Origin of the sequence: Lichenibacterium dinghuense (assembly GCF_021730615.1) — a bacterium.
GTDB lineage: Bacteria > Pseudomonadota > Alphaproteobacteria > Rhizobiales > Beijerinckiaceae > Lichenihabitans > Lichenihabitans dinghuensis.
The window spans coordinates 5,088,261-5,114,274 of the sequence record NZ_JAJLMN010000001.1 but is presented as its reverse complement, the minus strand read 5'-3'; the positions used below and the strand labels follow the sequence as shown (position 1 = coordinate 5,114,274).

Annotated in this window: 26 protein-coding genes and 2 tRNA genes; 18 read left to right on the top strand and 10 right to left on the bottom strand. The window is 71.9% G+C overall.

Annotation, left to right across the window (positions count from 1 at the left end; all coding sequences use genetic code 11):
- Positions 1-5 precede the first annotated feature (5 nt).
- Positions 6-488 (bottom strand): DUF29 domain-containing protein, encoded by a 483-nt coding sequence (locus L7N97_RS24560; RefSeq protein ID WP_237480879.1) that lies wholly within the window; start codon positions 486-488, stop codon positions 6-8.
- 88 nt (positions 489-576) lie between these two features.
- Here L7N97_RS24560 and L7N97_RS24555 point away from each other — a divergent pair, with 88 nt between their 5' ends.
- On the top strand, positions 577-1,272 hold the full coding sequence (locus tag L7N97_RS24555; protein ID WP_237480877.1) for a YggS family pyridoxal phosphate-dependent enzyme: 696 nt from the start codon (positions 577-579) through the stop codon (positions 1,270-1,272).
- An 83-nt stretch (positions 1,273-1,355) separates the two neighbouring features.
- Positions 1,356-2,075, top strand: coding sequence for a general stress protein (locus L7N97_RS24550; RefSeq protein ID WP_237480875.1), 720 nt, complete (start codon positions 1,356-1,358; stop codon positions 2,073-2,075).
- A 22-nt stretch (positions 2,076-2,097) separates the two neighbouring features.
- Here the strand turns inward: L7N97_RS24550 and L7N97_RS24545 are convergent, their stop codons facing one another.
- Positions 2,098-5,094 (bottom strand): PAS domain-containing hybrid sensor histidine kinase/response regulator, encoded by a 2,997-nt coding sequence (locus L7N97_RS24545; protein WP_237480873.1) that lies wholly within the window; start codon positions 5,092-5,094, stop codon positions 2,098-2,100.
- 203 nt (positions 5,095-5,297) lie between these two features.
- Between L7N97_RS24545 and L7N97_RS24540 the strand changes: the two genes are divergently transcribed.
- On the top strand, positions 5,298-5,600 hold the full coding sequence (locus L7N97_RS24540; RefSeq protein ID WP_237480871.1) for an Rdx family protein: 303 nt from the start codon (positions 5,298-5,300) through the stop codon (positions 5,598-5,600).
- Positions 5,601-5,615: 15 nt separating this feature from the next.
- Here the strand turns inward: L7N97_RS24540 and L7N97_RS24535 are convergent, their stop codons facing one another.
- The gene (locus L7N97_RS24535; protein ID WP_237480869.1) at positions 5,616-5,864 is read right to left on the bottom strand and encodes a DUF6489 family protein; all 249 of its coding nucleotides are present in this window, start codon (positions 5,862-5,864) and stop codon (positions 5,616-5,618) included.
- A 107-nt stretch (positions 5,865-5,971) separates the two neighbouring features.
- Positions 5,972-6,613, bottom strand: coding sequence for a thiamine phosphate synthase (thiE, locus tag L7N97_RS24530; protein WP_237480867.1), 642 nt, complete (start codon positions 6,611-6,613; stop codon positions 5,972-5,974).
- 263 nt (positions 6,614-6,876) lie between these two features.
- Between thiE and L7N97_RS24525 the strand changes: the two genes are divergently transcribed.
- Both L7N97_RS24525 and L7N97_RS24520 read left to right on the top strand, forming a co-directional pair.
- Positions 6,877-9,030 carry a sodium-translocating pyrophosphatase gene (locus tag L7N97_RS24525; RefSeq protein WP_237480865.1) on the top strand — a complete coding sequence of 718 codons (2,154 nt, stop codon included), beginning with the start codon at positions 6,877-6,879 and terminating at the stop codon, positions 9,028-9,030.
- Between the two features lie 200 nt (positions 9,031-9,230).
- A complete protein-coding gene (locus tag L7N97_RS24520) occupies positions 9,231-9,662 on the top strand; it encodes a CBS domain-containing protein (RefSeq protein ID WP_237480863.1) in 432 nt (143 codons plus the stop codon).
- Here L7N97_RS24520 and hisI read toward each other — a convergent pair.
- A complete protein-coding gene (gene hisI / locus L7N97_RS24515; protein ID WP_237480862.1) occupies positions 9,644-10,045 on the bottom strand; it encodes a phosphoribosyl-AMP cyclohydrolase in 402 nt (133 codons plus the stop codon). The genes L7N97_RS24520 and hisI overlap by 19 nt on opposite strands.
- Before the next feature lie 75 nt (positions 10,046-10,120).
- On the opposite strand from hisI, the gene L7N97_RS24510 reads away from it, so the two are divergent.
- Together L7N97_RS24510 and yidD are read left to right on the top strand one after the other, a co-directional pair.
- Complete coding sequence (locus L7N97_RS24510) at positions 10,121-10,591, top strand: iron-sulfur cluster assembly scaffold protein (protein ID WP_237480861.1); 471 nt, start codon at positions 10,121-10,123, stop codon at positions 10,589-10,591.
- A 4-nt stretch (positions 10,592-10,595) separates the two neighbouring features.
- Positions 10,596-10,919 carry a membrane protein insertion efficiency factor YidD gene (gene yidD, locus L7N97_RS24505; protein WP_237480859.1) on the top strand — a complete coding sequence of 108 codons (324 nt, stop codon included), beginning with the start codon at positions 10,596-10,598 and terminating at the stop codon, positions 10,917-10,919.
- On the opposite strand, the gene L7N97_RS24500 is transcribed toward yidD, so the two are convergent.
- Positions 10,898-11,701, bottom strand: coding sequence for a hypothetical protein (locus tag L7N97_RS24500; RefSeq protein WP_237480857.1), 804 nt, complete (start codon positions 11,699-11,701; stop codon positions 10,898-10,900). The two genes, yidD and L7N97_RS24500, sit on opposite strands and share 22 nt — an antisense overlap.
- 245 nt (positions 11,702-11,946) lie before the next feature.
- Between L7N97_RS24500 and L7N97_RS24495 the strand changes: the two genes are divergently transcribed.
- The 5 genes from L7N97_RS24495 to L7N97_RS24475 all read left to right on the top strand — a co-directional run bounded on the left by L7N97_RS24495 (position 11,947) and on the right by L7N97_RS24475 (position 16,319).
- Positions 11,947-12,099 carry a hypothetical protein gene (locus tag L7N97_RS24495; RefSeq protein ID WP_237480855.1) on the top strand — a complete coding sequence of 51 codons (153 nt, stop codon included), beginning with the start codon at positions 11,947-11,949 and terminating at the stop codon, positions 12,097-12,099.
- Positions 12,100-12,231: 132 nt separating this feature from the next.
- Positions 12,232-14,199 carry a threonine--tRNA ligase gene (gene thrS, locus L7N97_RS24490; protein ID WP_237480853.1) on the top strand — a complete coding sequence of 656 codons (1,968 nt, stop codon included), beginning with the start codon at positions 12,232-12,234 and terminating at the stop codon, positions 14,197-14,199.
- Positions 14,200-14,302: 103 nt separating this feature from the next.
- On the top strand, positions 14,303-14,536 hold the full coding sequence (locus L7N97_RS24485; RefSeq protein WP_237480851.1) for a hypothetical protein: 234 nt from the start codon (positions 14,303-14,305) through the stop codon (positions 14,534-14,536).
- A gap of 3 nt (positions 14,537-14,539) precedes the next feature.
- Positions 14,540-14,875: a hypothetical protein gene (locus L7N97_RS24480; RefSeq protein ID WP_237480849.1), complete on the top strand. Its 336-nt coding sequence runs from the start codon at positions 14,540-14,542 to the stop codon at positions 14,873-14,875.
- A gap of 49 nt (positions 14,876-14,924) precedes the next feature.
- On the top strand, positions 14,925-16,319 hold the full coding sequence (locus L7N97_RS24475) for a TIGR04222 domain-containing membrane protein (protein ID WP_237480847.1): 1,395 nt from the start codon (positions 14,925-14,927) through the stop codon (positions 16,317-16,319).
- Positions 16,320-16,342: 23 nt separating this feature from the next.
- On the opposite strand, the gene L7N97_RS24470 is transcribed toward L7N97_RS24475, so the two are convergent.
- Positions 16,343-17,224 carry an Ivy family c-type lysozyme inhibitor gene (locus L7N97_RS24470; RefSeq protein WP_237480843.1) on the bottom strand — a complete coding sequence of 294 codons (882 nt, stop codon included), beginning with the start codon at positions 17,222-17,224 and terminating at the stop codon, positions 16,343-16,345.
- 141 nt (positions 17,225-17,365) lie between these two features.
- On the opposite strand from L7N97_RS24470, the gene L7N97_RS24465 reads away from it, so the two are divergent.
- On the top strand, positions 17,366-17,998 hold the full coding sequence (locus L7N97_RS24465) for a hypothetical protein (RefSeq protein ID WP_237480842.1): 633 nt from the start codon (positions 17,366-17,368) through the stop codon (positions 17,996-17,998).
- A gap of 7 nt (positions 17,999-18,005) precedes the next feature.
- Here L7N97_RS24465 and thiL read toward each other — a convergent pair whose 3' ends face one another.
- Complete coding sequence (thiL, locus tag L7N97_RS24460; protein ID WP_237480841.1) at positions 18,006-18,977, bottom strand: thiamine-phosphate kinase; 972 nt, start codon at positions 18,975-18,977, stop codon at positions 18,006-18,008.
- Positions 18,978-19,093: 116 nt separating this feature from the next.
- On the opposite strand from thiL, the gene L7N97_RS24455 reads away from it, so the two are divergent.
- Entirely contained in the window at positions 19,094-19,408 is a 315-nt protein-coding gene (locus L7N97_RS24455; protein WP_237480840.1) for an SH3 domain-containing protein, read from the top strand.
- 12 nt (positions 19,409-19,420) lie between these two features.
- On the opposite strand, the gene dnaE is transcribed toward L7N97_RS24455, so the two are convergent.
- Together dnaE and L7N97_RS24445 are read right to left on the bottom strand one after the other, a co-directional pair.
- The gene (gene dnaE / locus L7N97_RS24450; RefSeq protein ID WP_237480838.1) at positions 19,421-22,870 is read right to left on the bottom strand and encodes a DNA polymerase III subunit alpha; all 3,450 of its coding nucleotides are present in this window, start codon (positions 22,868-22,870) and stop codon (positions 19,421-19,423) included.
- Positions 22,871-23,216: 346 nt separating this feature from the next.
- Positions 23,217-23,486, bottom strand: a complete 270-nt coding sequence (locus L7N97_RS24445) for a GCG_CRPN prefix-to-repeats domain-containing protein (protein WP_237480836.1) — start codon at positions 23,484-23,486, stop codon at positions 23,217-23,219.
- 317 nt (positions 23,487-23,803) lie between these two features.
- On the opposite strand from L7N97_RS24445, the gene L7N97_RS24440 reads away from it, so the two are divergent.
- The 4 genes from L7N97_RS24440 to L7N97_RS24425 all read left to right on the top strand — a co-directional run bounded on the left by L7N97_RS24440 (position 23,804) and on the right by L7N97_RS24425 (position 25,815).
- Positions 23,804-24,937: a ceramide glucosyltransferase gene (locus L7N97_RS24440; protein WP_237480834.1), complete on the top strand. Its 1,134-nt coding sequence runs from the start codon at positions 23,804-23,806 to the stop codon at positions 24,935-24,937.
- Between the two features lie 5 nt (positions 24,938-24,942).
- On the top strand, positions 24,943-25,446 hold the full coding sequence (locus L7N97_RS24435; protein WP_237480832.1) for a cupin: 504 nt from the start codon (positions 24,943-24,945) through the stop codon (positions 25,444-25,446).
- A gap of 141 nt (positions 25,447-25,587) precedes the next feature.
- Positions 25,588-25,672, top strand: a tRNA-Tyr gene (locus L7N97_RS24430).
- 69 nt (positions 25,673-25,741) lie between these two features.
- A tRNA-Gly gene (locus tag L7N97_RS24425) sits at positions 25,742-25,815 on the top strand.
- Positions 25,816-26,014 lie beyond the last annotated feature (199 nt).

Here is a 26,014-nt window from a genome sequence, read left to right as displayed (position 1 = left end):
GGGTGTCAGGTCCCGGGCGCGGCGGGGTCTGCCAGCGACGTCCAGGGCTGGTAGTCCTCGCTGGACAATTCTTCGAGTGTAAAGGGCGCGCACTCCGGAAACGTCCTCATCAACAGCCCGGTCTCGGCCGAGGCCAGCCTTCGCGCTTGACTGTAGGCTTTCTCGAACAACGCGGCTCGCCGTGGCTTCAGGCTCGGACTGGCATCGAGCCAGCTTTGAGCATTGAGCCGCTCTCTGACGATCGTGACCTGCCAGCTTCGAGTCAACCGCTCGGGCTGAAAGAGGACCTTGAGGAGGTGTACGGCAATGAGGCGATAGCACGACTCCAGCGAAGCAACCTGAGACTTGCCCAAGCTGTCGATCTCCTCGGCCACATTCTCCATATCGACGTCGTCGTAGCGCCCTGCCCGCAGCAATTCGGCCTGCCGGACCGACCAACCGTAAACGTCGTCCTCGTAGGATGCCGTCGACACATCACGCTCCTGCATCGCCGGCTCCTCACACCCGTGCCATAAGGGCGCCTCCGCCGGGCCGAGGATGCTCTCATCCGTCCACGGCCACAATAGGACGTCTGCCGTGACCGCAACCGAGACCGCTCCCGACGACGTCCCCGCCTGCCTCGCCGCGGTGGCGGCCCGCGTGGCGCTCTCGGCCCGCGACGTCGGCCGCGACCCCGCCTCGGTGTCGCTCGTTGCGGTGTCGAAAACCCATGCCGCCGATGTCATCGCCCCGGCGCTCGACGCCGGGCACCGCGTGTTCGGCGAGAACCGCGTCCAGGAATCGAAGGGGAAGTGGCCGGAGCTGCGCGAGCGTTTCCCCGGCGTCGAGCTCCACCTCATCGGCCCGCTGCAGTCCAACAAGGCCCGCGAGGCGGTCGAGCTCTTCGACGTCATCGAGACCGTCGATCGGCCCAAGATCGCGGAGGCGCTGGCGGCCGAAATCGCCCGCGCCGGCCGCGCCGTGAAGCTCTTCGTCGAGGTCAACACCGGGGCCGAGCCGCAGAAGGCGGGCATCCTGCCCGGCGACGCCGACGCCTTTCTCAAGCATTGCCGCGGCGCTCTCGGCCTCGACGTGGCCGGCCTGATGTGCATCCCGCCCGCGGACGAGCAGGCCTCGCCGCATTTCGCGCTGCTCGCCAAGATCGCCGCCGCCAACGGCGTGCCCGCGCTGTCGATGGGCATGAGCTCGGACTTCGAGCTCGGCATCCAGCTCGGCGCCACCCACGTCCGCGTCGGCACGGCCATCTTCGGCGCCCGGCCCCCCCTGCGCTGACGGGGCGCCCAACCCCGGTTCAGGCCGAAGAGCATGGAACGCCCCCGCCGGTCGACGTGTTTCTCGTCGAAGGGAGGAACGCGATGGACAGCGCAGCAGCAACCGCGGGTGAGGCTTCGAGCCGCCAGACGGTGACGGCCTTCTTCGAGTCACAGGCCGAGGCCGACCACGCCAAGGCGGACCTCCTCGCCGCCGGCTTCGCCGAATCCGACATCCACGTCGTCGCCGGCGAGGCCGCCCAGGCGCGGGCCGAGCCGAAGCGCGACGTCGGCCTGTTTCGCGCGCTGCTCGACATCTTCGTCTTCATGCCGGAGGACGACAAGGCCACCTATCAGGAAGGCCTGTCCCGCGGCGGGATCGCGCTCGCGGTCCACACCGGCGAGGCCGGGTACGAGCGGGCCATCGACATTCTCGACCGCGACGGCGCCGTGAACCTCGACGAGCGTGAGACGGCGTGGAAGGCCGAGGGCTGGGCGCCCGAGCGGCCGCTGTCGGCCGGAGGCAACCGCGTGCCGCCCGGCGCCACCGGCTTCGAGGGCGAGCAGCGCCACGACCCCATGGTGGACGAGGGCGCGAATAAGGACGTCCGCGAGCGCATCGGCGTCGGCACGTCCGATCCCGGCGCGGGCATCGACCTCGCGCCCGAATCGGCCGTGTCGCCAGGACCCGAGCGCACGCCGATCCCCGGCGAGGAGGAGTCGTCGGTGACGTCCCGCCGCGACACCGACCACGGGCGGGTGCGGGTGCGGTCCTACATCGGCTCGGTCGGCGGCATGCCGACGGGCGTCGACCCGTCGATCTGAGGTCGAGCGCGGCCCGATCGCCTCAGGCCGCGTCCTCCCGCCGCGCGAGGTCGCGCCGGAGCGCGATGACGCGCTGCACGGCGGCGTCGCGGGCGAGTCGCACTGCGGCGAGGCCCTGCGCGTAACCCTCGCTGCCGGGCATCGCCGCTTCCAGCGCGCGGCAACGGGCCGCGAGTTCCGCGAGGCCGGCCATGCCGGCGACGGACAGCACGACATGCGCGTCCGCCTTCCAGCGCCGGACGTCCTCCGGCGCCGTGGCGGAGCTTCCGGAGAAGCGCTGGGGCAGCGAGGCCACGAGGCGGGCCAGCACGTCGTCGAGGCGGGCCGGGCCGAGATAGGTGCCGAGCTGGGCGTAGGCGGCCTCGTCGAAGGGCAGCTCCGCGCGGTCGTCCGGGGCCGGCTCGGCCGGCCGGGCGCCGCCAGCCGTCCAGCGCGCCACGGCCGCGTGGAGCTGCGCGCGGTTCAAGGGCTTGCCGAGGTGCCCGTCCATCCCGGCCTCGCGGAAGGCGCGCACCTGTTCTGGGAAAACGTTGGCCGTCATGGCGACGATCGGCACGGCGCGATGCGGCCCCTCCGAGCCGCGGATGAGGCGCGTCGCGGTGACGCCGTCCATGCCCGGCATCTGCACGTCCATCAGCACGAGGTCGTAGCTCTCGGCCGCGACGGCGGCGACCGCCTGCGCGCCGTCGCCGACCACGTCGACGGCGTGGCCGAGGGCTTCGAGCAGCGCCACGGCGAGGCGCTGGTTGATGTCGATGTCCTCGACCACCAGGATACGGGCCTTCCGCGGTGCGCCGACGCGGGGTGCTTGCGGAGGGGCCGCGACGTCCACGGCCGAGGGCGGCAGGGTCACGGTGAACCAGAAGGTCGAGCCCTCGCCCTCGCGGCTGGCGACGCCGATGGCGCCCCCCATCAGCTCGACCAGGCGCTTGCAGATGGCGAGGCCGAGGCCGGAGCCGCCGAAGCGCCGGGCGACCGAACTGTCGACCTGGGAGAAGCGCTCGAAGAGGCGGTGCTGCTTGTCCTCGGCGATGCCGATGCCGGTGTCGGCGACCTCGAAGCGGACCGTCTCGCCGCCCGCCTCGGACGCGCCGAGGCTCGACACCCGGAGGACGACGCGGCCGTGCGCCGTGAACTTCACGGCGTTGTTGAGGAGGTTCAGCAGCACCTGGCGCAATCGCCCCTCGTCGCCGACGAGGCTTCCCGGCAGGCGTTCGCCGATCTCGACCTCGATGTCGAGCGCCTTGGTGCCGGCGTAGCCGCGCAGGATGTCGGCGCAGCCCCGCGCCAGCGCCTCGGGCGCGAACGGGATCGCTTCCAGCTCGACCGCGCCGGCCTCGGCCTTCGAGAAGTCGAGGACGTCGTTGACGACGGTGAGCAGGGCCGCGCCCGCCGCGCGGATGAGCTCGGCGTGCCGGGCGGCGCCGGGGGGCAGCTCGCCGGAATCGAGCATCAGGTCGGTGAAGCCGATGATGCTGTTCAGCGGCGTGCGGATCTCGTGGCTCATGGCGGCGAGGAAGTCGCTCTTGGCCTCGCTGGCGTCCTCGGCGGCGCGCTGCGCCCGCTCGGCCATGTCCTTGGCGGCCGCGAGGTCCTCGGCCCGCTGCTGGCGTTCGGTGACGTCGCGCAGCGCCACCACCACGGTCGGCTCGCCCGCCCGCTCCGCCACCTGGAACGCGCCCTCGACCCAGATGAAGGCGCCGTCGGCCCGCCGCACGCGGTAGGTGTGGAGCCGGATGCCGTCCTCGGGGCCGAGCCGATCCAGCAGGGACCGCACCGCGGCGCGGTCGTCCGGATGGATCAGGGCCGACGAGCAGCCGTCCGCCGCCTCGTCCGGCGGACAGCCGAGCACGCGCGCGCAGGACGGCGAGACGTAGAGGGCGGCACCGTCGGGGCCCGGCTCGCGCAGCATCACGACGTCGGAGGAGTTCTCGGCGAGCAGGCGGTAACGGTCCCGCACCCGGCGCAGCGCGTCCTCCGCCGCGACGCCGGCCGACACGTCGCGCGACAGGACGAGCAGGCGCTCGGGGCGGCCGTCGGCGTCCCGGACGGGCGCGATCACCACGTCGAGCTTCAGCGGGTTGCCCTTGGCGGAGGCGCAGTCGGCCCTGAACCGGGACGTCGCCCCGGCCGCGGAGGCGGCGATCGCCGACCGCACGGCCGGGCGCGTCGCGGGCGGCCACAGCCCGGCGAAGTCGCGCCCGAGCGGCTCGTCGGGGCGGTCGAATTCCAGGAGGCAGAGCCCGTTGCGGCTCATGAACGACACCTGCCCGTCGAGGTCGAGGACCTTGATGCAGTCCGGGCTGGCGTCGATGACGCCGCGCAGGAAGGCCTCGCTGGATCGGGTCGCCGCCTCGGCGTCGTGCCGCTCCGTGATGTCGCGCAGGCTGCCCACGTAGCCGTCCGGCTCGCCCGTCACGGAGTGGCGCACGACCTGGATGTGGCTCTCGGTCCACACCGAGCGGCCGTCCTTGCGCCGGTAGCGCTGCGTGGTCACGACCCGGTCCTGCGTCCCGTCGAGCAGGCTCTCGATGCGGGCCCGGTAGGCCGGAACGTCCTCCGGATCGACGACGCCCATCACCGACGAGCCGACCAGCTCGTCCGGCCGGTAGCCGAGCACGGTCAGGCTCGCAGGCGACACGTAGCGGCGGACCATGTCGCGGTCCGATTCGACGATCATGTCGGCCGAGTGGTCGGCCAGGAGCTTGAACCGCCTGCGGCTGAGGCGGAGTTCGGCGAGCGTTTCGCGCTCGGTCGCGCGCCGCCGCCGCTTGCCGCGCATCTCCCGCACCAGCATCGCGACAAGGGCGACGAACACCAGGGTGGCACCGGCCGCCGCGGCGGAGATCGGCACGCCCACGAGGGGGGCTGTCCAGAAGGCGGCGACCAGGAGCGCGGAAGCGAGCAGGATGACCCGTTCGGATTCTCCCTCGGACGGCTGCAGATCGTCGTCCGTCGGGGCCGCTCCCGCACCGCGGGCCGCCGTCGGCTGCCGTCGAACCTCCTCGTCACGCCTCATCCGTGGCAAGCTCCCCTCGCGCGGCCGGCCGGGATGCGGCCACCGGCGCGATGAACCATCCGTGAACGCTCGGTGCCGCCGACGACCCGCGGGAAGACGGGCGGCCCGACGCCGGGGCCGGGGTTCGGCGGCGCGCCGCGACATCCTGGCCGCCGCGGTGCATAGAGAGGGTCCGCCGGGGCGCCTTCAGCGAGACCGAACCGATGTCCGATCCTCGAAAACCCGCCATCGTCATCACCTACTGCACGCAGTGCAACTGGCTGCTGCGCTCGGCCTGGATGGCGCAGGAGCTGCTGTCGACCTTCGGCACCGACCTCGGCGCGGTGACGCTGGTGCCGTCGACCGGCGGCGCCTTCGCGATCACGGTCGACGGCGAGGAGGTCTGGGAACGCAAGCGCGACGGCGGATTCCCGGACGTCAAGGCCCTGAAGACCCGCGTGCGCGACCGGCTCGACCCGGGCCGGGACCTCGGCCACATCGATCGACCGCGCCCGCCCGCGACCTGAGCTGCCGCGGCGGGCTCACGCCTTGGTGCGGTTGAGCCCGGTGAACATCAGCTTGGAGAAGGTCTGCTGCATCTGCTCGGGCGACTGCGAGAACATCGACAGCCAGCTCTTCAGCACTCCCTCGGGCGAGAAGCGCTCCATCTCGGCCAGCATCTTCTTCTCGACCTCCGCCATGATCGTCGCCTGGAGCGGCTGCACGTCGGGCAGGCCGAAGAACTGGCGCGCTTCCAGCGGGGTGCACTCGACCTCCAAAGTGCATTTCATCGTCGTCGTCCCATCCACCCCTGCCGCCGCATCGCTCGCCCCGGCGCTCGATCGGCCGTGACCGCCGCGCCGATGCTGGACCGCGCCGAGGGCCCGCGCAAGCCGCCTCAGCGCGTCTCGCTCTTCCAGGCGTCGACGAAGGCCCGCGCGGCGACCTCCGGGTCCTCGGCCGCCATGATGGCGCTGACCACGGCGACGCCGGTCGCGCCCTCCTCCACCAGCATCGGCACGTCCTCCGCCTTGACGCCGCCGATCGCCAGCACGGGCTTGCCCGTCATGCGGCGGAGCTTGGCGAAGCCGCCGAGCTCGAGCGGCGCCGACGCGTCGGGCTTGGTCTTCTGCGGGTGCAGCGGCCCGATGCCGAGGTAGTCGGCCGCGCCCGCGTCGGCGCGGGCGATCTGACCGGCGTCGGTGATGGACAGGCCGATCGCCACGTCCGGCCCGACGATGGCCCGCACGGCCTCGACCGGCATGTCGGTCTGGCCGACGTGGACGCCGTCGGCGCCGACCGCCAGCGCCACATCGGTGCGGTCGTTGACGATCAGCGGCACGCCGCGGCCGGCCAGCGCGGCCTTCAGCGCCCGCGCTTCCTCGAGGAAGGCGCGCGTGGTGGCGCTCTTCTCGCGCAGTTGTACCATGGTGACGCCGCCCGCGACGGCCTCCATGACGATCTCCACCAACGGCCGCCCGCGGCCGAGCGCGCGGTCGGTGACGAGGCAGAGGCGGTAGCGGGACGGGTCGATGGGCATGGCGGGCTCGCGAGGTCGGGGTCCGCCGAGCGAACGGCGCGGGCTTCGGCTTGGTTGCCGGTCGCGTCCCCGGCGGATCGGCCACACGCCGATGGTGGCTAGTCGGGTCCGAGCTTCGCGGACCGGTCGCGAAGCCGGTTGCGAAAGCTCGGGTTTCAGGCGCATCCTCTCGTCAAGAGGGTGGCCCGGAGCGAACCGGACGCCCCAAACGAAGCGAATCGGGCATGCCGGTCCGGCGTGCCCCCTCGGGGAGGCGCGGCGCGATGGTGGCGACCTGGTTGATCATCCTGTCCGGCGTCCTGGCGGTCGCCTACGGGGTCGTGACGGTGCGGGAGGTCATGGCGGCCGACCCCGGCAGCGCCCGGATGCAGGAGATCGCGGGCGCCATCGCTGAAGGCGCGCAGGCCTATCTCCGGCGGCAGTACATCACCATCGGCGCCGTCGGGGCCGTGATCTTCGTCGGGCTCGGGCTGCTGCTGTCCTGGGCGGTCGCGGTCGGCTTCCTGGTCGGCGCGGTGCTGTCGGGCGCGGCCGGCTTCATCGGCATGAACGTGTCGGTGCGGGCCAACGTCCGCACCGCCCAGGCCGCGACCCGCTCGCTGGCGGGCGGGCTCGACATCGCGTTCAAGGCCGGCGCCGTGACGGGCCTGCTGGTCGCGGGTCTCGCGCTGCTCGGCGTCGTGGTCACCTACGGCGTTCTCACCGGCCTGCTCGGCCACGGCACCGGACCCGACAACACGCTCGACCGCGAGGTCATCGACGCGCTCGTGGCGCTGGGCTTCGGCGCGTCGCTGATCTCGATCTTCGCGCGGCTCGGCGGCGGCATCTTCACCAAGGGCGCCGACGTCGGCGCGGACCTCGTCGGCAAGGTCGAGGCCGGCATCCCGGAGGACGACCCGCGCAACCCCGCCACCATCGCGGACAACGTCGGCGACAACGTCGGCGACTGCGCCGGCATGGCGGCCGACCTCTTCGAAACCTACGCCGTCACGGTCGTGGCCACGATGGTGCTGGCCTCGATCTTCTTCGCCGGCCTGCCGGTGCTGGGCTCGATGATGCTCTACCCGCTGGCCATCTGCGGCACCTGCATCGTCACCTCGATCGCCGGCACCTACTTCGTCCGGCTCGGCCCCGGCAACAACATCATGAACGCCCTCTACAAGGGGCTGATCGTCACCGGCGCGCTGTCGATCGTCGGCCTCGCGGTGGCCACGGCGGCCATCACGGGCTGGGGCGCGCTCGGCACCGTGGCGGGGCGCACCATCACCGGGCTGAACCTGTTCTGGTCCGGCATCGTCGGCCTGATCGTGACCGGCCTCATCGTGGTCATCACCGAATACTACACCGCCACCGGCAAGCGCCCAGTCGTGTCGATCGCCCAGGCCTCGGTCACAGGCCACGGCACCAACGTCATCCAGGGCCTCGCCGTGTCGCTGGAGGCGACCGCCCTGCCCGCGCTGGTGATCATCGCGGGCATCATCTCGACATACGAGCTCGCCGGCCTGTTCGGCACCGCCATCGCGGTCACGACCATGCTGGGCCTCGCCGGCATGATCGTGGCCCTCGACGCCTTCGGCCCCGTCACCGACAACGCCGGCGGCATCGCCGAGATGAGCGGGCTGCCGGCCGAGGTGCGCCATTCCACGGACGCGCTCGACGCGGTGGGCAACACCACCAAGGCGGTGACCAAGGGCTACGCCATCGGCTCGGCGGGCCTCGGCGCGCTGGTGCTCTTCGCGGCCTATTCCAACGACCTCACCTATTTCGCGGCGCACGGAGCCACGATCCCCTATTTCCGCGGCATCGGCACCGTGTCGTTCGACCTGTCGAACCCCTACGTGGTGGCGGGGCTGATCTTCGGCGGGATGATCCCGTACCTCTTCGGCGGCATCGCCATGACGGCGGTGGGCCGCGCGGCCGGCGCCGTCGTCGAGGAGGTGAGGCGGCAGTTCAAGACCAAGCCCGGCATCATGCAGGGCACCGAGCGGCCCGACTACGGCCGCGCGGTCGACATGCTGACGCGCGCCGCCATCCGCGAGATGATCCTGCCCTCGCTCCTGCCGGTGCTGGCGCCCTTCGTGGCCTATTACGGCGTGCTGTTCCTGTCTGGCTCGAAGGCGTCCGGCTTCGCGGCGCTCGGCGCCATGCTGCTCGGCGTGATCGTCAACGGGCTCTTCGTGGCCGTGTCGATGACATCGGGCGGCGGCGCCTGGGACAACGCCAAGAAGAGCTTCGAGGACGGCTTCGTCGACAAGCTCGGCGTGCGCCATCTCAAGGGCTCGGAAGCCCACAAGGCCTCGGTCACCGGCGACACGGTCGGCGACCCCTACAAGGACACGGCCGGCCCCGCCGTGAACCCCGCCATCAAGATCACCAACATCGTGGCGCTGCTGCTGCTGGCGATCCTGGCGCACTGACCCGCAGGACGGCGAGGCTCCCATGAAACTATGCTCGGGCCTGGGGCAAATCTTCGCTTCGTCCGGAGCACAAGACTACGGACGAAGAGTAGAGAGACGCGGATAGCGCTTGCGGGCGGCGGATTGCGGGACCACACTGCCCCGGTTGAGCGGGCCTGCCCGATCCGGGACACGGGTCACGCGATCGAGGGAGGCTGAGCATGACGACGCTGTCGCTGATCCTGTCCCACAAGGGCCGAGACGTGGTCACCACCGCGCCGCACCGCACGGTGCGCGAGGTGGCGCAGCTCCTCCACGAGAAGGCGATCGGCGCCGTCGTGGTCACGGGCGCGGACGGCATCGTGCTCGGCATCTTCTCGGAGCGCGACGTCGTCAAGGTTCTGGCGCGCGGGGACGCGGCCCTCGACGACTCGGTGTCCAAGCACATGACGTCGCGCGTCGTCACCGCGACGGAGGACACGGGCGTGCTCCAGCTCATGGAGCGCATGACGGAGGGGCGCTTCCGCCACATCCCCGTGGTGGACAGCGGCCGCCTGAAGGGCCTCGTGTCGATCGGCGACCTCGTGAAGTACCGCATCGCCGAGATCGAGACCGAGCGGCAGGCCATGCTGGACTACATCGGCACGGCCTGATCCTCGACGGAGCGCAGCGTCGCGCCGTCGGGCGCGACCGCGCGGTAGAAGCAGGAGCGGCGGCCCGTGTGGCAGGCGCCGCCGTCGCCGCCGACCTCGACGCGGGCCAGCAGCACGTCCTGGTCGCAGTCGACGCGCAGCTCGAGGAGCCGCTGTACCTGCCCCGACGTGTCGCCCTTGCGCCAGAGCTGCCCGCGCGAGCGCGACCAGTAGTGGACGATCCCGGTCTCGATCGTCAGGCGCAGCGCTTCCGCGTTCATGCCGGCCACCATCAGCACGGTGCCGTCGGCCGCCACCGTCACGCAGGTGATGAGGCCCGCCGCGTCGAAGCGCGGGCGGAACGCCGCCGTCTCCTCGATGCTGTCGCCGCCCGTCGCCGCCATCGCCCCCTCCCGCCTCGCGGTCGCCCGCCCGGCCGCCTATATAGCGATCACGCTTCCTCGTCTCGCGGTCCCGCCATGCTGAGCGACATCTACAACAGCCGCATCCTCCAGCTCGCCGGCAACCTGCCGCGCGTCGGGCGGCTCCCCGCGCCGGACGGATCGGCCACGGCTCATTCGAAGCTCTGCGGGTCGACCGTCGTCGTCGACGTCGCGCTCGACCCGGAGGGGCGGGTAGCCGACTTCGCCCACGACGTGAAGGCCTGCGCGCTCGGCCAAGCCTCCTCGGCCATCATGGCGCAGGGGGTGATCGGCGCCGACGCCACGGAGCTGCGGGCGCTGCGCGACGGCATGCGCGCCATGCTGAAGGCCGGGGCGCCGCCGCCGTCGGGCAGCCGCTGGGCCGACTGCGCCGTGCTGGAGCCGGTGCGCGACTACAAGGCCCGGCACGCCTCGACGCTGCTCACCTTCGACGCCACGCTCGATGCGGTCGAGGCCGCGATGCGGGCCCGCGGTCCCGCCGCGGCCGAGCCCGCCGCGGCGGGGTGAGCCGGTGGGCGCCGGGCAGCGGGTCGCGCTCGCGCTGATCCGCGCCTACCAGCTCACCTTCTCGGCGCTCCTCGGGCGGCAGTGCCGCTACCTGCCGACCTGCTCGGAATATGCCGCGGAGGCGGTGCGGCGCCACGGCGCCTGGCCCGGCACCTGGATGGCGGCGGCGCGGCTGTGCCGCTGCCGCCCGGGCGGCGACTGGGGCTACGACCCCGTCCCGCTCCGCTGCGATCCTGTCCCGGCCGGCCGTCCGTGGCGATACGGCCTGTGGCGCATGCCCGTCGTCACCCCGCTCCCCACCGAGGATCAGGACCGCGCGAGCAACTGAGCCGCGAGGCCGTAGATGCGCCCGCGCGCGTCGGCCGGCAGGCCGTGCAGCACGTCGAAGTAGGTGCGGCCGATCTCGCAGACGCGCCGGTCGGGCAGCGGCGGGTCGGGCGTCGCCCCGTCGATGAGGAGGCCGATCTCGGCCGGCGCGAGGCCGAAGGCGGCGAGGCTCGCCGACAGGGCGTCGAGGTCGGCCTCGGTCGGGGCGGACCGCTCCACCGGATGGTCGCGCCCGTCCGCGATGGCGTCGAGCGTGCGGTCGGCGAGGGTCGCGACGAGGGCGCGATGGGCCGCGGTGAAGTCGGCGAGACCCGCGTCCGCCACCCCGTAGAGGAAGTCGACGCAGCGGCGCGCGTCGAGCGGCGCGAGGCCGGCCAGCACGGCCGAGCGGGCGTCGAAGAACCGGTCGAGCGTTTCGGCGCCGGCCGCGGCGGCGAGGACGCCCTTCGACTGTTCGAGGTCGCGCAGGGCGTCCCACACGGCGGCGTCGGGCGGCGTCGCCTTCTCCCTGTCGCGCAGGGCGGAATAGTCGTGCGGGAAGTCGCCCCTGAGGCGGCCGTAGAAGCCCAGGAACTCGGGGACCTCGTCGCCGGCGCTGGCGGCGGGCGGGAGGACCGGAGCCGGCGCGGACAGGGAGGCCAGCACGGGGGCGGGCGGCATCCGCATGGCCCTTTCGAGCGGCGCCAGGCGCGAGGGCGCGGCGCGGATCGGCCCGGCCCGCCACCCCAGGAGACCGAGGATCCCGATCGCGAGGACCAGGAAGACGATGCGCAGCGCTGCCATGGCGATCGGTGCTTCTTCGACGGGACAGCCTAGTCCAGGCCCAGGGGGCGTGCCAAGCGAGGCGACGAGGCGCGCCACCACTGCCGCGTCCGGAGGCACCGCGATGCGCTGCGCGGCACGGGGGAGGCGTCCAGCGATGAATCTAGGCAGTTTCGCCGAACTCGTGCTACGATCGCGGGCATAGGGATGGAGATGCCCGACCGAGTGAAGCGCAGAAGCGCCGGCGGTCGTTCGAGGGATGCACCATGCTGGGATTCGCCGGAACCTCCTGGGCGCTGTTCGCCGCGGTCTGGGCCGCCATGTGCCTGCTGTCGGCCGCCCTCGTCACCGACGCCATGCTGCGCGGCACGCCTCCCATCGCCGAGCCGGCCGCGGAGGCTGCCCCCGCCGAGGCCTGACCGCCCGAGCGGATTGCCCGCGCCCGCCCTTTGCTGTAGCGCCTGCCTTCCCGCACCGTGGCCGCACCCGGCCCCGCGGGCGACCCGCTCACGCCGGCCCGTTTCGGCGACTGAGCCCGGAGGAGCACGGCCATGATCGAACTGACCTTCCCGGACGGCGCCAAGCGTCCCTACCCCGCCGGCACGACCGGCCTCGACGTCGCGAAGTCCATCTCTCCCTCGCTGGCCAAGCGCACCGTCGCGCTCGCCCGCGACGGCGTGGTGGTCGACCTCGCCGACCCGATCGAGGCCGACTGCGCGATCGAGTTGATCGGCCGCGACGACCCGCGCGCGCTCACCCTCATCCGCCACGACGCCGCGCACGTGCTGGCCGAGGCCGTGCAGGGCCTGTTCCCCGGCACGCAGGTGACCATCGGTCCGGTGATCGAGGACGGCTTCTACTACGACTTCTTCCGCGAGACGCCCTTCACGCCGGACGATTTCGCGGCGATCGAGAAGCGCATGCGCGAGATCATCGCCAAGGATCGCCCCTTCACCAAGGAGGAGTGGAGCCGCGACGACGCGAAGGCCTACTTCGCCGAGCGCGGCGAGGGCTTCAAGGTCGAGCTCGTCGACGCGATCCCGGCGGACCAGACCCTGAAGATGTACCGCCAGGGTGAGTGGATGGACCTGTGCCGCGGGCCGCACATGACGTCCACCGGCAAGGTCGGCACGGCCTTCAAGCTGATGAAGGTCGCGGGCGCCTATTGGCGCGGCGACTCGAACAACCAGATGCTGTCGCGCATCTACGGCACGGCCTTCGCCAAGCAGGAGGACCTCGACGCGCACCTCAAGCGCCTCGAGGAGGCGGCGAAGCGCGACCACCGGCGCCTGGGCCGCGAGATGGACCTGTTCCACTTCCAGGAGGAGGGGCCGGGCACGATCTTCTGGCACCCGAAGGGCTGGAACCTGTTCCAGACGCTGATCGGCTACATGCGCCGGCGGCAGGAGGCGGCGGGCTACATCGAGGTCAACACCCCGATGATCCTCGACCGCGCGCTGTGGGAGACGTCGGGCCACTGGCAGAGCTACCGCGAGAACATGTTCGTCACCACGACGGAGGACGAGCGGGTCTTCGCGCTGAAGCCGATGAACTGCCCCGGCCACGTGCAGATCTTCAAGAACGGGCTGAAGAGCTACCGCGACCTGCCGCTGAAGGTCGGCGAGTTCGGCACCGTGCACCGCTACGAGCCGTCCGGCGCGCTGCACGGCGTGATGCGCGTGCGCGCCTTCACGCAGGACGACGCCCACATCTTTTGCACCGACGACCAGATCATGGCCGAGTGCCTCAAGGTCAACGACCTGATCCTGTCGATTTACGAGGACTTCGGCTTCTCCGACGTGTCGATCAAGCTGTCGACGCGGCCCGAGAAGCGCGTCGGCTCGGACGAGGTGTGGGACAAGGCCGAGGAGGCGCTGCAGCGCGTCATCGAGAACGTCGCGGCACGCGGCGTGCCGACCTCGATCAACCCCGGCGAGGGCGCCTTCTACGGGCCGAAGCTCGAATATGTGCTGCGCGACGCCATCGGCCGCGACTGGCAGTGCGGCACCCTGCAGGTGGACTTCAACCTGCCGGGCCGCTTCGGCGCCTTCTACATCGGCCCGCACAGCGACAAGATCACGCCCGTGATGCTGCACCGGGCCGTGTTCGGCTCGCTGGAGCGCTTCACCGGCATCCTGATCGAGCATTTCGCCGGCCACATGCCGCTGTGGCTGTCGCCCGTGCAGGCCGTGATCACCACGATCACGGAGGAGGCGGACGACTACGCGCTTCAGCTCGCCGCCGAAGCCCGGCGGATGGGGCTGCGCGTCGAGGTCGACCTGCGCAACGAGAAGATCAACTACAAGGTCCGCGAGCACTCGCTGGCCAAGATCCCGGTGCTGCTCGTCGTCGGCCGCAAGGAGGCGGCGGAGCGCACCGTGTCGGTGCGGCGCCTCGGCTCGCCAAACCAGACGGGCGGCACCGCCGACGCCGTGCTGGCGGCGCTGGTCGACGAGGCGGTGGCGCCGGACCTGCGACGGACCATCGAGGCCGCGGAGGTGGCCGAAGCGGCGGAGTGAACGATCCGGAGGATGTCAACCCGGTGAAATCACCGGGTTGCACCCCTGAATTGAACGAACGATGATCCCTTGAGGCGCCCTGCGGAGGGGAGCCTCGAGGGGGATGCTTGTGACGCCGCGCGAGAAGCACATCGCCAAGATCGCCAATGAACGCGTCAAACTGATCGCTGCCCTGCTGAACAGTTTGGCCGCATCGGCTCTGATCGGATCTCTCGTCGCCCCGTTCATCGCCGGATCCGTCGTGGATCCATTCTGGAGCGCGCTGGTTGCAGGCTCCGGAGCTTTGCTCCACCTTCTCGGTCACGTGGTCCTCGATTTTTCCAAGCCGGAGCAATGAGCGATGGCGACGATCTGGCTCGTACCTCTCGCCCTTGCGGGGTTCGGCTCGGCGCTTTTCTGCGCCGCCTGGCTCGTGAGTCGCCGTTTCGATCGGAAGTATCCCCATCTGTCCCGAGAGGGCATGCGCGAGGCTGAACAGCGAGATGAGGTCGAGCGCAGGGCGGGGCTACGCACTCAGATCCCCGTCCCCCCGTTCCGCCCGGAGGAATGGTCCATGCGGCCGACCCGTGACGAATTCGATAGCGAGCGTCTCGACCGCTCCCTGAGCCGTTGGGGGGAGCAGGTCGCTCGCCATCCGAATCAGGCCAGCGAGGATCGGACGATGGCGCCTCGTTGAACGAGGTCGCGCTGCGATCGGGATGGAGACGTCCCGCGTGGAGATCGGGATGGACCGCATCGAACCCGAGGCCTGGACCGATGACGACCGCGCGCTCTGGACGCGCATCGCCGCCCACGACTTCGAGCCAGCGGGCGCGGCCCTGACCTTCGCCGGTCGCCTAGCCCGCGACCACGGCTGGAGCCTCGCCGCGGCCCGCGCCGCGATCGATGAATACCGCCGCTTCTGCTTCCTCGCCCTGCGGGCCGGCACAGAGGTGACGCCGAGCGAAGAGGTGGACGAGGTTTGGCATCTCCACCTCACTTACTCGCGCGACTACTGGCTCGTCTGGTGCCGCGATGTTTTGCGGCGGGACCTCCACCACCGGCCCACCCTCGGCGGGTCCGCCGAGGGGCGGCGCTTCGCCGAGCAGTATGCCGGTACGCTGGCCGGCTACGAGGCCTGGTTCGGGCCGCCGCCGGCCGACCTCTGGCCCGGCTCGGCGGAGCGATTCGGCCGGCCGCGCTTCCGGATCGTGGACCGGGCGACGCACGTCGCCGCGCCGCGCCCTCGAACGGTGCTGGCCCGGTTGCAGCGCCTCGCGCGCTCCGTCGTCCCCGGCGTCCTCCTCGCGCTCGTGTCGGTCCGGTCCGCCTCGGCCGCCTCGCTGGGCGTGCTCGACCTGACGGCCGGCCCTTTCCTGGGCCTCTACGTCGTCCTGGCTTGCACGTCCCTCGCCGCCGCCTTCGCAGTGTCATCGCGGCTCCAGACAGGCGATGAGCGGCCGAGCGGTCGATCTCGCGTCACACCTGCGGAGTTGGGCCTGCTCGCGGGTGGGGCGCAGCGGGCGGCCGACGTCCTCGTCCTGGAGGATATCGCCGCGGGTCGCGTCGCAGCGACGAGCAGGGCGACGCGGTTCGGGCCCTTTTCGACGCGATCGGACGTTCTCACGATCGGCGACCAGGACGTGAAGAGGGCTTGGCTCCTGGCCGGGAAGTCCGAAGAGGTCGCCGGCCTCCGGCACGCGCTCGCCGAGGACGGTCTCATCCTGCCGCAGGCGTGCCGGCGGTCGATCCGCCTCGCGACGGCGGCCATGGTGAGCCCCGTCATCCTGCTCGGGCTCGCCAGGCTGGTGGTCGGCGTCGAGCGCGGGAAGCCCGTGGGGATCCTCTTCTTCCTCGTCCTGGCCACCGTCCTCGCGGCCGCCGCCCTCTCGAAAGCGCGATCGCACGTGTCCCGCGCGGGGCGTGCCCTGGTGGACGGCTATCAGACTGAGCACGCCCGCGCCCTCCGCGCACCGCGGCCGCAGGAGGTGATCGCCGCCTTCGCCGTGGCGGGCCCATCAGCCCTCGCTGGCACGGCCTTCGAAGCCTATGCGGGCCTGATGAAGGCCGAGGACGGCGGGGGCTGTGGCGGCGGGAGCGGGTGCGGCGGCGGGGGATGCGGCGGGTGCGGCGGGGGATGATCCCTGCGGCTGGGCTGTCCCCGCTACTTCGCTGCGGGCACCTCGGCGCTCGTCGCCGCCAGCGCCTCGGCCTGCGGCCCCTTCGGATCGCCCAGCATGACGGGCGGCCGGCCATCCTCGACCAGCGCACCCCAGACCCGTCCGCCCCGCGGCGCCCACAGCACGTCGAGCCGGTCGGTCGCGCAGGCCGCACCGACCTTGCACACGCGGTCGAGCCGGTAGGCCGCGCCCGCGACCGCGACGGTCTTCGCCGGCCCGGCCGCGCCCGCGCCCTGCGTCGCGATGGCGTGCACCCATCCGGGCAGGCTCGGCGCCTTCACGAGGCGCGCGAAATTGCCCTTGTAGGGCTGCAGCGGCAGGACGTCGAAGATGTAGGGATCGGGCTCCGCCGCCGGGGCGGGCTGCGGCGACGGGGGCGCCGCGACGGGGACGGCGGACGCCGTCGCCGCGGTCGGCGCAGCGGGTGCGGGCCGGGCGGCGGGCGGCAGCGCGCCGGACGCCGCTTCGGCCAACGCCCTGGCCTGGGGGTCCTTCGGATGGCCGAGCATCACGACCGGCTTGCCGCCCTCGACCAGCGCGGCCCATACCCTGGCGCCGCGCGGCGCCCACAGCACGTCGAGCGTGTTGCCCGCGCAGGCGTCGACCCTGCACACGCGGTCGAGGCGGTAGGGCGTGCCGCCGACGTCCACGGTTCGGCTCGGTCCGGCGGTGCCGGCGCCCTGCACCGCGATCGCCTTCACCCAGTCCGGCACCGCCCGGTCCTTCACGAGGCGGGCGAAGTTGCCCTTGTAGGGCTGCAGCGCCAGGACGTCGAAGATGTAGGTGTCGGGCTCCGCCGCCCGCGCGACATCCGGCAGGCCGGCGCAGCACAGGCCGAGGAGGAACGCGGACGCGGCGAATCGCATGGAAAACATCTCCGGGCGCGGTTTTGACGCCGCGGAGTGTCGCCGCCGGACGGCTTCGCGGCAAGCGCCGCTGGGCGCCCGCGCTTGCGCCGCACCGGCGATGCGGGCAAACCTGTCCGCCGTGCCGGAGTCCCGCGATCGATGCGTCACCTGTCCCTGCTCGCCGCGCTCGGCGCCGCCGTGGCCCTTCCGCAAGTCGCTCTGGCCGCCGACGCCCCCCTGCCGACCTTCGTCGCCGTCCCGCCGCCGTCCGCGCTCCTGCCCGCCGGCACGGCCGGGGCCGGCGTCGCGGCGCCGCTGGCCGACCCGGAGTCGATCTGGCACGGCCTCTATGTCGGCACGGAGGTGTTCGGCGTCGGCGGGCGCGGCATCAAGGGCGGCTTCGGCGGCGACGTCTACGGAGGCTACGAGCGACTGCTGCAGAACGGGCTGATCGTCGGCGTGCAGGGCGCCACGGGCTACTCGCCGTCCATCTACGGCGGGGCCGGCCTGCGGGGCTTCGACTTCGGCGAGGTGAGCACGCAGGTCGCCTACCCCATGGGCCGGTTCACGCCCTTCGTCGCGGCCGGCCTGATCGTCGCGCGGCCGGTGACGGGGGGCGGCCTCGCCGGCACCGGCAACGACGGCATCAACGAGCTGATGAACGGGTCCGGCAGCCTCTACGCGGCGCCGCGGGTCGGCGCCGGCGTCGCCTACGCGCTGACGCCCAACACCTCCGTGTCCTTCGGCGTCTCGGTCGGGCGCGGCCTCGGGGCGGGCACCGGCTTCCCCTGATCCGCGCTCAGAAGTGGCTGAACGAGGCGCGCGCGAAGCTGCGCGGCGCGCCGTCGCGGCCGCGGAACGAGGCCTCGTCTCCGGCATGGACCCGGCCGACGGCCGTGACCGCCACCCCGGCCGACGCCGCGGCGGCCTCGAAGGCGCGCGCGGCATCCTCGGGCACGCTCGCCAGGATCTCGTAATCGTCGCCGCCCGTCACGGCGACGTCGAAGGCCGAGGGGTCTGAGTCCACGGCGCGGCGCGCCGCCTCCGACAGAGGCACCGATGCGAGCTCGACCGTGGCGCCGGCGCCCGAGGCCCGCATCATCTTGACGAGGTCGCCGACGAAACCGTCCGAAACGTCCATGGCGCCCGACGCGTGCGCCCTCAGGGCATGGCGGAGGGCGAGGCGCGGGCGCGGGTGGAGGTAGCGGTCGAGGAGGTGCTCGCACCACGGGGGCGGCGGGCCGGCGTCGAGCCGCAGCCGGAGCCCGAGCGCGGCGTCGCCCACGGTCCCCGACACGTAGAGCCGGTCGCCGGGCCGCGCGCCGGTGCGGGGCACCATGCGGCCGGCCGGCACCGCGCCGAAGGCCGTGATGGACAGCGTCAGCGGTCCGCCCGCTTTGACGGTGTCGCCGCCGAGCAGCGGACAGCCGTGCGCCGCCGCCTCCGCGCCGAGGCCCCGCGCGAACCCTTCGAGCCAATCCGCCGTCCAGCCGTCGGGCAGCGCCAGCGCCAGGGTGAAGCCGAGCGGGTCGGCGCCCTTGGCGGCGAGGTCCGACAGATTCACCGCGAGCGCCTTGCGGGCGATGCTGCCCGGCGGGTCGTCTGGAAAGAAGTGGCCGCCGGCCACGATCGCATCGACCGTGACCACGACCTCGTGGCCCGGCGGCGGCGCGATCAGGGCGGCGTCGTCCTTGAGGCCCAGCCCGCCCGGCCCGGCGATGGGCGCGAAGAAGCGGGCGATCAGCCCGTCCTCGTCGAGGGATGATGTCATACTCGTCGTCCGATCCGGCCGCGGCGCGGCGCGCCCGCGGCGAAACTAGCGCCCCCGGGCGACGTTGGGGAGGACCGCGCGCCGCGTCGGCGGGCGGCCCCGACCCGAGACCCACCATGCTCCGATCGTCACCCGCCCTGTCCCGTACCCTCGCCCTCGCGGCCCTGCTGGCGGCCGTGGCCGGCCCGGCCGGTGCGGCCGAGTTCCGCTCGGTTCAGGGGGTGCGACCCGGCCACGTGGCCTGGGTCTATCGGCAGCCGGACGCCGCCAGCGCGCGGGTCGCGTATCTTCGGGCCGGCGCCTCTCACATCCGCACAACGGGCTGCCGCAAGCTGGCCGCCGGCGGCTGGTGCCACGTCACCGTCCGCGGCACGCGCGGCTGGGTGCAGGACCGCTTCCTGCGCGTTGGCAGCGGGGTGATGAGCGGCTGAGGCGACAGCCGATCACAGGTTCTCCACCTGCGTCACCCCCGCCAGCACGCGCAGCGCGTTGGCGACTTCGGGCGACACGGCGTAGCGCTCGCGCAGGCGCACCTCCACCTCGCGCTTGCCGCCGTCCGACGGCACCAGGAACGACACCTCTCCGTCGCCGCGCCGCCCGAGCGCGCCGACGATGCCCGGGATGGGCCCCGCGTCGCGCAGGTGGATGCGCAGCCCCTTGCCGATCCGGCAGGCGGCCTGCTCCAGTCCCTCCGCCTTGACGATGCGGACCCGCACCTCGTCGCCCTCGGCCGAGGCCTGGACGTCGAGCAGCACGGCGTTGCCCTTCTCGAACAGGTCGCGGTGGGTGTTCAGCGTCTCCTGGAACATGATCGCCTCGTACTGCCCCGTCGGGTCCGACAGGTTGACGATGCCGATCTTGTTGCCGGACTTGGTGCGGCGCTCCTGCCGGTCGAGCACGGTGGCGGCGAGCCGCGCGCCGCTCTTGCCGGCCTTGACGTCGCGGGCGAAGCTCGCCCACCGCTCGACCTTAAGCCGGTCGAGCACGCGGCCGTAGTCGTCGAGCGGGTGGCCGGACAGGAAAAAGCCGATCGCGTCGAACTCGCGCTTGAGGCGCTGCGCGGCCGGCCACGACCGGGAGCGGTCGAGCCTGAGGCTCGCGGCCTCGTCGCCGCCGCCGAACAGCGCGCTCTGGCCGGCCTGCCGCTCGCCGTGGAGGCGGTTGGCCTCGGCCAGCATGGACTCGATGCCGCCGAACACCACGGCGCGGTCGGCCTCGAGCTCGTCGAAGGCGCCGGCGGCGGCGAGGCTCTCCAGCACCTTCTTGTTGACCTCGCGCGGGTTGATGCGCGCCGCGAAGTCGCCGAGCGAGGCGAAGGGCTTCGCCCCCCGCGCCCGCACGATGGCGGCGACCTGCCCCTCGCCGGCGCCCTTCACGGCGGACAGCGCGTAGCGGATGGTGCGCTTTTCGGCGTTCACCTCGAAGTCGACGCCCGACAGGTTCACGGAGGGCGGCTCCACCGTGATCTTCAGCCGCTGCGCCTCCTGCCTGAATTCGGAGAGCTTGTCGGTGTTGGCCTTGTCGAGCGTCATCGAGGCGGCGAGGAACTCGACCGGGTAGTTCGCCTTGAGGTAGGCGGTCTGGTAGGAGATCAGCGCGTAAGCGGCGGCGTGGCTCTTGTTGAAGCCGTAGTCGGCAAACTTGGCGAGCAGGTCGAAGATCTCGTCCGCCTTGGCGCGCGGGATGTCGTTCTTGACCGCGCCCTCGACGAAGCGGTCGCGCTGGGCGTCCATCTCCGCCTTGATCTTCTTGCCCATGGCGCGGCGCAGCATGTCAGCCTCGCCGAGCGAGTAGCCCGACAGGGTCTGCGCGGCCTGCATCACTTGCTCCTGGTAGATGATGACGCCGAAGGTTTCGCGCAACACCGGCTCCAGCTTGGGGTGCGGGTATTCGGGCTGCTCCTCGCCGAGCTTGCGGGCGCAGTAGACCGGGATGTTGGCCATGGGGCCGGGGCGGTAGAGCGCCACGAGGGCGATGATGTCCTCCAGCCGGTCGGCGCGCATCTCGGCCAGGGCCTTGCGCATGCCGACCGACTCCACCTGGAACACCCCCACGGTCTCGCCGCGCCCGAGCATCTGGTACGACGGGCCGTCGTCGAGCGGGATCGACGAGATGTCGACCGCGATGCCGCGCTGCGCGATCAGCTTCAGGCAGGTGTCGATCACGGTCAGCGTTTTGAGGCCCAGGAAGTCGAACTTCACGAGGCCGGCCGGCTCCACCCACTTCATGTTGAACTGGGTGGCCGGCATGTCGGACTTGGGGTCCTTGTAGAGCGGCACGAGTTCGTGCAGCGGCCGGTCCCCGATGACGATGCCGGCCGCGTGGGTCGAGGCGTTGGAGTAGAGCCCCTCCAGCTTGCGCGAGATGCCGAGCAGCTTCTCGACCTTCTCGTCCTCCTGAGCGGCCTCCTGCAGGCGCGGCTCGCCCTCGATCGCCTGCTCCAGCGTCACGGGGTTGGCGGGATTCTGCGGCACGAGCTTGGCGAGCTTGTCGACCTGCCCGAGCGGCATCTCCAGCACGCGGCCGACGTTGCGCAGCACGCCGCGCGCCAGGAACGAGCCGAAGGTGACGATCTGCGCCACCCGGTCGAGCCCGTAGCGGTGGCGCACGTACTGGATCACCTCCTCGCGCCGCGTCTGGCAGAAGTCGACGTCGAAGTCCGGCATCGAGATGCGCTCGGGGTTCAGGAACCGCTCGAACAGCAGCGCGAAGCGCATCGGGTCGATGTCGGTGATCGTCAGCGCGTAGGCGACGAGCGAGCCCGCGCCCGAGCCGCGGCCGGGGCCGACCGGGATGTCGTGGGCCTTGGCCCATTTGATGAAGTCCGACACGATCAGGAAGTAGCCCGGGAACTTCATGCGGGCGATGATGTCGAGCTCGAAGGCGAGCCGCGTCCGGTAGTCCTCCTCGCCGAAGCCCGGCGCCGGGCCGTGGGCGGCGAGCCGCGCTTCCAGCCCCGCGATCGACTGCTCGCGCAGGGCCGTCTCGGCGTCGAGCACGTTGCCGGCCTCGTCCGTGTAGTTCGGCAGGATGGGCTTGCGGGTGCGCGGGCGGTAGGAGCAGCGGCGCGCGATCTCGACCGTGTTGGCGGTCGCCTCCGGCAGGTCGGCGAAGAGCTTGACCATCTCGGCCCGCGTGCGGAAGCGGTGCTCGGTGGTGAGCTGGCGCCGGTCCGGCGTGCCGAGCACCTGCCCTTCCGCGATGCAGATCAGCGCGTCGTGGGCCTCGTGGTCCGCCACGGCGGCGAAGAAGGGCTCGTTGGTGGCCACCAGCCGCAGCCCCTTGTCGTAGGCGAGGGCGACGAGCTGGCCTTCGAGCCGGCGCTCCTCGGGCAGGCCGTGGCGCTGCAGCTCGACGTAGACGTCGCCCGCGCCGAACTCCGCCACGAGCCGGTCGAGCCGGGCGGTCGCGGCCTCGGGCTTGTTGGCGGCCAGCACGCGGTCGATCGCCCCGTTGGGGCCGCCCGTCAGCAGGATCAACCCCTCGGTGCCGCCCACCAGCCGGTCGAAGGCGATGTGGGGCTCGTCGCCGGGCTCGGGACGGGTGAAGGCCTCGGAGGCGAGGCGCATGATGTTGGTGTAGCCCGCCTCCGTGCAGGCCAGGACCACCACCGAGCCGCGCGCCTGCCGATGGAGGTCGCGGCCGAACAGCGCGCCGTCGCCGAAGTCCACTGTGAGCTGGATGCCGGTGATGGGCTGCACGCCCTCCTTCGACATCTTCTCGGAGAATTCCAGCGCGCCGAACAGGTTGTTGGTGTCGGTGATGGCGAGCGCCGGCATGGCGTCCGCCGCGGCCAGCTTGGTCAGCTTGGCGATTGTCAGCGCGCCTTCCCGCAGCGAGAACGAGGTGTGGACGTGCAGGTGGACGAAGCCGGGCCCTTCGGTCGTCGTCATGGTCTCGGCTCCTCAGCGTCGGGCCGACGTCGTGACTCCGCGAAGGCCGCGAGTCGAGTCGGTCCCCTCGCCTATGGACCGGATAGGTTGACGCTCCCCCGCGCTCACCAGCGCGCCAGCAGGGCGACGAAGCACAGGAAGGCGGCGAGGAACGCGAGTTCGATCGCGTCGGCGGCCAAGCGTCGCAACATGGATCGTGTCTCCTGCCGGGATCGGCGGAGGCAGCTTCGTTCTTGTTTTGTTCTAAATCAACGGCCCCGTGGACGGCGGGCGGGCCGCCACCCGACAGGGTTAACGAAAGCTTGACGACCCCGGCGAAAGCGCCCGCCGGGGCCGCCGCATCCGCTCAGCGGCAGACGCGGTGGGGGAGCGGCAGGAGCACCGTGCGGCACACCACCGGGCGGCGGACGATCGGCGCGAAGGGGCGCACGAAGGGGCGGTTCGGGCGGCAACCGAGGAAGGGGCCGCGGTGGAAGCCCGGGCCGCAGCCGCCGGCCACCAGCGTCACGCCGGCGGCGGCGGAGGCCGCGGGGGCGATCGGCATGGCTTCGGCGGACAGCGGCAGGGCCGCGAACAGGGCGGCCGCGGCGGCGGCGAGCTTGATGGTCTTGCTCATGGGCTCAGCTTCCTCGGATCTGGTGGGCCGGAGCGGCGGGCGCGCCGCCGGGGCGGGCCTGACTATACCGGAGAGCCTGCACGTTCGGTGAACAGGCGATCGCCGCGGTTCCGCCGCCGCGCCGCCATCGTGGCCCGACGTTTCGTCGCAGTTTCGGGGCCGGAAGCGGCGGCGGCCTGCCGAAGCCGCGCCCTTTCATGGCCACAGCCTGGACTCGTTGCCCTGATTCGGGCAGGCACAAGGGAGAGATGACGGAGCTGCGGTCGCAGCCCGCGGCCGAGCGGGGCCGCTGAGACGAGAAGAAAGAAAGGTCGATCATGACGGTAGCCGAATGTGCGGCGGGCTTCTCCGTCCTGATGACGGGCGCGCAGCTCTTCAGCACCGGCGTTGCGGCCGTCCGATGCCGCGAGATCCCCGCCCCCTTCCCGGTGCCCGACCCGGCGCCGCCCGTCAGCCTGATGCGCCCGGTGCGCGGCATGGACAACTTCGAGGAGGAGACGCTCCGCTCCTCGTTCCTGCTCGACTACCCGAACTACGAGCTGCTGTTCTGCTGCGAGGAGCCGGACGACCCGGTGCTGCCCCTGGTCCGGCGCCTGATCGCCGCCCATCCCGGCGTGCCGAGCCGCATCCTGATCGGCCGCGACGACATCAGCCCGAACCCCAAGCTCAACAACTGCGTCAAGGGCTGGCACGGCGCCGCCCACGACTGGATCATCATGGCGGATTCCAACGTCCTGATGCCGCGCGACTACATCCAGCGCCTGCTCAAGCGCTACACGAAGGACACGGGCCTCGTGTGCTCGACGCCTATCGGCTCGCGGCCGCGGAGCTTCTGGGCCGAGGTGGAGTGCGGCTTCCTCAACACCCTGCAGGCGCGCTGGCAATATGCCGCCGAGGCCATCGGCTTTGGCTTCGCCCAGGGCAAGTCCATGCTCTGGCACAAGCCGGTGCTGGAGGAGCACGGCTCCATCGAGGCGCTGGGGCTGGAGATCGCCGAGGACGCCGCCGCCACCAAGCTCGTGCGGCGCCAGGGGTTGCGGGTCGGCCTCGCCGACAACCCCTTCGAGCAGCCGCTCGGGGTCAGGACCTTCGCCGAGGTGTGGGGGCGCCAGCTCCGCTGGGCGCGGCTGCGGCGCGTGACCTTCCTGCCCTTCTTCCTCTTGGAGGTCTTCACCGGCTGCGTGTTCCCGTCGCTCGCCGCGGCCTTCGCGGCCTCGGTCTACGGGCTCGATCCGGTCCTCGTCGGCGTGGCCGTGGCGACGCTGTGGATGGCCTCCGAGGCGGTGCTGGCCTGGTCGGCGGGCTGGCGCATGTTCTGGGCGTCGCCCTTCATCTGGCTGTTCCGCGACTGCATGCTGCCGTTCCTGTTCACCACGGCGCTGCTGACCGACGACTTCGTGTGGCGCGGCAACGCCATGACGGTGAAGGAGGAGCCCGCCAAGGTGGGCTGAAGGTCGTGGTCGGGCTCCTGCGCTTCGCCCCCTCCGGCCGCGTGCCCAACAGCGCGCTGCCGGTGCTGGTGCACCGCGCCGCCCTGCCGGCCGACGCCGTGGCGGGCGCCCATGAGGCCCTGTTCGCCCGCCACGGCTGGTCCAACGCCTGGCGAAACGGCGTCTACCCGTTCCACCACTTCCATTCGACCGCGCACGAGGTGCTGGGCATCTGCGGTGGGCGCGCCACGCTGCGGCTCGGGGGCGAGGGCGGGCAGGACGTCGAGGTCGCGGCCGGCGACGTCCTGGTGCTGCCCGCCGGCACGGGGCACCGGCGCGTCGCGTCCGCCGACGGTTTCAGCGTCGTCGGCGCCTACCCGGACGGGCGCGACTGGGACCTGATCCGCGCCGATGCGGCGACTGACGAGGACCTGCGCCGCGCCGTGGCCGCCATCGCGGCCCTCCACCTGCCCCACCGCGATCCGGTCACGGGTGAGCCGATGGGCGGCCGCTGGCATCCGTGGGCGTGACGGGAGGCTCGCGGCCCGCGCGATCCATCCACAGCCTCCGCGGACGCCGTCACGGGATCGACGCGAGCAGGGTTGACAGGCCGGGCTCCGCCCGCGATAAGCGCCGCAGTCCGCTGGCGCTGAGCGCCGACGGGTTGGGACGGAGGAGTGTCCCGAGCGGCAAAGGGGGCGGACTGTAAATCCGCTGGCTATGCCTTCGTAGGTTCGAGTCCTACCTCCTCCACCAAATCTCAACAACGCGATTATGCCCGACATGGCTTGCACGGCCGTGCGGCTGCGGTATGCTGAGTGGCGCGCGGGTGTAGCTCAATGGTAGAGCAACAGCCTTCCAAGCTGATGACGAGGGTTCGATTCCCTTCACCCGCTCCATTTTTGCGCCAGAGCGCTGATTTCACTACGGTCCCCTCACGTTCTTGCCGCAGACTGCCCGATTCCGGGCGGAAACCGGTAAGAATCCTGGTAAGAATCCAGCGTGAGGCGCCCCCATGCCGCGGTCGAGCACTACCGGTCTGCCCTTCCTGGTCCGTCGGACCGACACGGGCAAGTTCTGCTATCACCGCGACGTGCC